General features: G+C 75.0%; 5 protein-coding genes. 1 reads left to right on the top strand and 4 read right to left on the bottom strand.

The window, feature by feature from the left end:
- Window positions 1-99 precede the first annotated feature (99 nt).
- Window positions 100-1,260: a PQQ-dependent sugar dehydrogenase gene (locus ACFXGA_RS24975; protein WP_378091627.1), complete on the bottom strand. Its 1,161-nt coding sequence runs from the start codon at window positions 1,258-1,260 to the stop codon at window positions 100-102.
- Between the two features lie 203 nt (window positions 1,261-1,463).
- Window positions 1,464-1,850 (bottom strand): DoxX family protein, encoded by a 387-nt coding sequence (locus tag ACFXGA_RS24970; protein WP_378091624.1) that lies wholly within the window; start codon window positions 1,848-1,850, stop codon window positions 1,464-1,466.
- A 120-nt stretch (window positions 1,851-1,970) separates the two neighbouring features.
- Between ACFXGA_RS24970 and ACFXGA_RS24965 the strand changes: the two genes are divergently transcribed.
- Window positions 1,971-2,858 (top strand): RNA polymerase sigma-70 factor, encoded by an 888-nt coding sequence (locus tag ACFXGA_RS24965; protein ID WP_378091622.1) that lies wholly within the window; start codon window positions 1,971-1,973, stop codon window positions 2,856-2,858.
- Window positions 2,859-2,861: 3 nt separating this feature from the next.
- On the opposite strand, the gene ACFXGA_RS24960 is transcribed toward ACFXGA_RS24965, so the two are convergent.
- Together ACFXGA_RS24960 and ACFXGA_RS24955 are read right to left on the bottom strand one after the other, a co-directional pair.
- The gene (locus ACFXGA_RS24960; protein ID WP_378091620.1) at window positions 2,862-4,280 is read right to left on the bottom strand and encodes an alpha/beta hydrolase family protein; all 1,419 of its coding nucleotides are present in this window, start codon (window positions 4,278-4,280) and stop codon (window positions 2,862-2,864) included.
- Between the two features lie 215 nt (window positions 4,281-4,495).
- Window positions 4,496-5,065: an ArsR/SmtB family transcription factor gene (locus tag ACFXGA_RS24955; RefSeq protein ID WP_378091618.1), complete on the bottom strand. Its 570-nt coding sequence runs from the start codon at window positions 5,063-5,065 to the stop codon at window positions 4,496-4,498.
- Window positions 5,066-5,212: the final 147 nt, after the last annotated feature.

Below are 5,212 nucleotides of genomic sequence, written 5' to 3'. Positions count from 1 at the left end.
GGTGGTCATCCGCACGCCGTCGGCCGTCGTGGCGGTCACGACCAGGACCTCGGGCGCGCAGTGCCGGCCGAGGTGGACGCCCCCGACCACGACCCCCGGTCAGGTCAACTGCACCCGCAGGACCCGGCTGGTGGAGTTGTTCGGCACGGAGTCCCGGTCGTCGCTGGTGGTCAGCCACAGGCTGCCGTCCGGCGCGGGCTCGACCGTGCGCAGCCGGCCGTACGTGCCCTGGAAGTGGACCGTCTCCGAACCGACCGACGTGCCGCTGATGACGAGCCGGTAGAGCCGGCTGCCGCGCAGCGTCGCCACGTAGACGGCGTTGTTCACGACGGCGATGCCGCTGGGCGAGGCGGTGGCGGTGCTCCACGTGCGCTTGGGCGCGACGTAGCCCGCGCAGGAGCCGGACGTGCCCTCGCAGGCGGGCCAGCCGTAGTTGCCGCCCCGCTCGGAGAGGTTCAGCTCGTCCATGACCGTGTTGCCCAGCTCGGCCTGCCACAGCCTGCCCTGGCCGTCGAACGCCAGGCCCTGCACGTTGCGGTGGCCGTAGGTCCACACGTAACGCGCGTTGCCGCCGTTGCGGTAGAACGGGTTGTCGGTCGGCGCGGAGCCGTCCGCGTTGAGCCGCAACACCTTGCCGCCCAGGTTGGACAGGTCCTGCGCCCAGTTGCCGTTCTGGGCGTCGCCGGTGCCCGCGTACAGCTTGCCGTCCGGGCCGAACCGCAGCCGGCCGCCGTTGTGGTAGCGGTTGCGCGGGATGCCGGTGAGCAGCACCTGCAGCGAACCCTGCACCAGCGCGTTGTTCTGCACCTTCATCCGCACGATCCGGTTGTCGTTCGCGGCCGTGTGGTAGATGTACAGGTAGTTGTCGGTCACGAAGGTCGGTGACACCTCCAGGCCGAGCAGACCGCCCTCGCCGTTGGTGGTCACCACGTTCGGCACCGTGCCGAGCGTGGTCCTCTGGCCCGACGGCGACAGCTTCACGATGTCGAACGCGTCCCGCCGGGTGTAGACGCCCGAGCCGTCGGGCAGGAAGTCCAGGCCCCAGGGCACGTCCGTGTCGGTGGCGAGCTGCGTCACCGGGCCGACCCCCGCGGCCGCAGGGCCGCCGGCCGAGGACGCCGCCGCGGGTTCCCCCCGGGACGGCGGGACGGGCGCCGCGCTCGCGGGCGCGGCGGACACCAGGGCGGACGCGGCCACGGCCAGCGCGGTGGCGAGCGCGCCGAGCGGGGTCGGCCGGGCGCGTCGGGTTCGGGGTGCCACGGAAGCCTCCACGGTCGTTGGCGTTCCCCCCTGCGGTGCAGGGGAGCGGTGCGGCGGAGTGGGTGCGGCGGAGTGGCGGCGGGGACGGGTCCGGCCGACGTCGGGGTCCGCGGTCGCGCGACCGCCGACCCCGCGCCGGTCTCGTGCGGGCGACGTCCTGCCTTCGCACGGTAAAGGCTTTCCCCCGCACCGTCCAGTGGCGGTCAGCCGGTGAAGGGCTCGACGAAGAGGCGGCCCCACGCCACGAAGGCGAGCAGCACCAGGTAGGCGAGGTCGAGCACCGCCAGGCCGAATTCGCCCCGCCGGACCCGGACGACCGTCGCGCCGGCCATGACACCCATCAGGCCGACCGCCGCGATCGGGACCAGGACCGGCGCGACGCCCAGCACGGCGGGCAGCACCAGGCCGACCGCCCCGAGGACCTCCAGCACCCCGATGGCCTTGACCGCGCCGGCGCCCCAGTCCTCGACCCACTGCCCGCTGCGGCCCGCGGCGGCGATCTTCCCCTTGGGCACGACCACCTTGACGACGCCGCCCGCGAGGTAGGCGGTGGCGAGCAGGGCGGTGACGATCCACAGTACGACGTTCACGGCGTTCTCCCCCGGGATCCGGTGTGGGAATGGCTTTGCGACCATGGGATGCCGGGGTCGCGGGCCCTGTGACAGACCGGCCGCGTGACCCGCGTCACACCGAGGGGACGGGAACCACCCATGGCCGCCGACGATCCCGCCACCGAGGCGTTCGCGACGCACCGCAGCCTGCTGTTCACCGTCGCCTACCAGGTGCTGGGCTCGGCCGTCGACGCCGAGGACGTCGTCCAGGAGACCTGGCTGCGGTGGTCGCGGGTGGACCTCGACGCCGTGCGGGACCGGCGCGCGTACCTGGTGCGGATCGCCACCCGCGAGGCGCTGGGCCGGTTGCGGGCGCTCGGCCGGCGCAAGGAGTCCTACGTCGGCCCGTGGCTGCCCGAGCCGCTGCTGACCGCGCCCGACGTGGCCGAGGACGTGGAACTGGCCGAAAGCCTGTCCCTGGCGATGCTGCTCGTGCTGGAGACGTTGGGGCCGATCGAGCGGGCGGTGTTCGTGCTGCGCGACGTGTTCGCCCTCGACTACGCGGAGATCGCCGAGGCGGTCGACCGGACACCGGCCGCGGTGCGCCAGATCGCCCACCGGGCCCGGGCCCACGTCGCCGAACGCCGGCCGCGCGGCACCGCGTCCCCGGACGAGACGCGGGCCGCGCTGGCGGCGTTCCAACGGGCGGTGGAGACCGGCGACCTGCGGGACCTGCTGGACGTGCTCGCGCCGGACGTCGTCATCCTGAGCGACGCGGGCGGGTTCAAGCAGGCCGTGCGCAAGCCGGTCGTGGGCGCGGAGAAGGCGGCCCGGCTGCTGGCCGCCCGGTGGGACGTCCTCGGCGCCCGGACGTCGACCGAGCCGGTGCGGCTCAACGGCGGTCCGGCGCTGCTGCTGCGGGTCGACGGGGTGCTGGACGGCATCGTCGCGATGCGCGTCGAGGACGGCCTGGTCACCGGCATCTACCTGCTGCGCAACCCGGAGAAGCTGTCGCGCGTGGACCGCGAGACCGCGGTGGGCCGCTGACGGCTACGGCAGCAGCAGGCCCCAGTGCACGGCCCACGGCACGAACACCACCCCGCCCGCGACCAGCAACCCGAGCCGCAGCCGGTGGCCGGGTTCGGACCTGGCCCGCCACAGGCCCCACGCCGTGATCATCGCGGCGACCACCACCGCCACCGCGAGGAGTTGCAGCCCGAGCCACGGCAGCGGCCGGCCGAGCAGGACCGCGCCGGGGTTGCGCGCGTTGGTGGCGGACAGTTGGCCGAGGTACGCGAACAGCCCCAGCACGGCGAGCAGGCCGGTGGTCGCGAGCACGCGGGCCGCGCGCCGGGCGGGTGGCGCGCCACGCCGGCCGCGCAGCCGCCGGACCGCCGCGCCTGCCCCGTACCCGCCGAACGCCACCAGCAGCACCGCGACCGCGACCAGGTGCGCCGCGGGTGACCCCGGCTCGACCGGCGCGCTGTCCCGCTCCTGCCGCGCGGGCGTCCCGACCTCGACGGCCGCGGTGGTCCCGGCGAGCCCGTGCACCCAGGACGAGACGCGTTCGAGGTAGGCGGGCGACACCTCGTCGCCGCGCCGGAAGCCGTCCGGGGACAGGCGCATGGTGTGGTCGGCGCCGGGCACGGAACCGAGGGCGTACCGCCGGTTCCCGGCCGCGTCCAGCGACTCCCGGAAGAGTCGCAGGCTCTCCGCGCCGGGCACCACGCGGTCGAGTTCGCCCCACAGCCCCAGCACCGGCCGGGTGACGCGGGCCAGCACCGGCGCGGGGTCGTACCCGGCCTCCGGGAACAGGCCCGCGCCGACGACCAGGCCCAACGCGGTGCGCGAGACCGTGTCCACCAGCGAGCCCGACACCCCGGCCGCGGCGAGCCGGTTCACGAGGTTCCACGACTGCTGGCGCTCCGGCGCCACGCCCGCCGCGCCGACCGTGACGACGAACGCCACCTCGGCCGTGCGGGACGCGGCCAGCGGCGCCACCCAGCCGCCCTCGCTGACACCCCACAGGCCGACCCGGTCCGGGTCCACGTCGGCACGGGACCGCAACGCCCGCAACCCGGCCAGCGCGTCGTCCGCGAGCAGCCCGAAGTCCACATCGGACCGTGACGCCTTCGGCCGCTTGTCGTAGATCAACGTCACGATGCCGGACCGGGCGAACGCCTCCGCCTCCGCCCGGTACCCGTCCCGCGACACCCGGCCGGAGCCGTGCACCATGACCATGGCGGGCCGCCGGGCGGCGGCGGGTTCGGCGGGGGCGAGGACCGTGCCGTGCAGGGTCGGCCCGCCGCTGCCGGAGAAGGTGACGTCCTGCTCGACCACCGCGGGTCCGGCCTGGGCCGGCCCGGCCGCGAGCGCGGTCGGCGTCACGACGGGCGTCACGGTGAGCGTCACGGTCGCGAGCAGCGTGCCGAGGGCACGCCGGAGCGACGGGTTGCGTGGGGGGAGCACAGGTGCTCTCCTTCCGGAGGAGGTTTCGCGCGTACGAGGAACACGCCGGTTCCCGGCGTGGTGCGGCGACTTCCGTGCCCGGGCCGTCGAGTGCCAGCTCGACGGCCCGGGGTGTCGGGCCCGGGTCCCGGACTCGTCCGATCAAGCCCGGGGTCCCGGGCCCTGGGTGTCGGTGCCCGTCCGATCAGGCCCGGGATGATCCCGGGCCCGCCCGATCAGGCCCGGTCCGCCGGGGGCGGTACCGGGAAGGCGAGGAAGCGGACGGCGACGTGCCGCGCGTCCGCGGGCGTCTCCCCCGCCGGTCGTTGGTAGCGCTTGAGCAGCGCCAGGTACTCGTCGAAGAACTCCCCCAGCTCCGGCAGCGTGACCCGGACCGACCCGCGCGAGTACGGCACCGCGTCCCCCCACTCGCCCAGCTCGGACCGCCGGGCCAGGAAGTCGGCGAACAACTCCTGGTCGGCCGCCAACTTGAGCCGGTTGAGCTGTTCGAGGAGGGTGCGCACCTCCGGGTCCTCCGGGGCGCGGTCGAACCGCAGGTCCTGCGCCGGCGCCCGCCACCACCTCTCCCGGCCGTGCGCGCGTTCGGGCACCTCCTCCACGAAGGCGTGCCTGGCGAGCATCCGGAGGTGGTAACTCGTCGCGCCGCTGCTCTCGCCGAGCGCCTTGGCGAGCGTGCTGGCCGTGGCCGGCCCGTGCTGCCCGAGGTGCCGCAGTATCCGCTGGCGCAACGGGTGCGCGAGCGTGCGCAGTTCTTCGACGTCGGCGATGTCCCGGGGTGCCACCATGACGCAAAGCTACCGTTGCAAAGGCAGCTTTGCAACGTCACCTTTGCAACCGTGGGCGGCCTGCCCCCGCGGAGGGAGCAGGCCACCTGTCACGCCGACGCTTCGGTGCGCGGGCCGGCTGAGCGCCGACCGGCCCCGGCCCGCGCT

The organism is Actinosynnema sp. NPDC059335, assembly GCF_042752395.1.
Classification (GTDB): domain Bacteria; phylum Actinomycetota; class Actinomycetes; order Mycobacteriales; family Pseudonocardiaceae; genus Actinosynnema.
The sequence above is the reverse complement of the archived record's forward strand: the minus strand, read 5'-3'. Positions and strand labels throughout refer to the sequence as shown.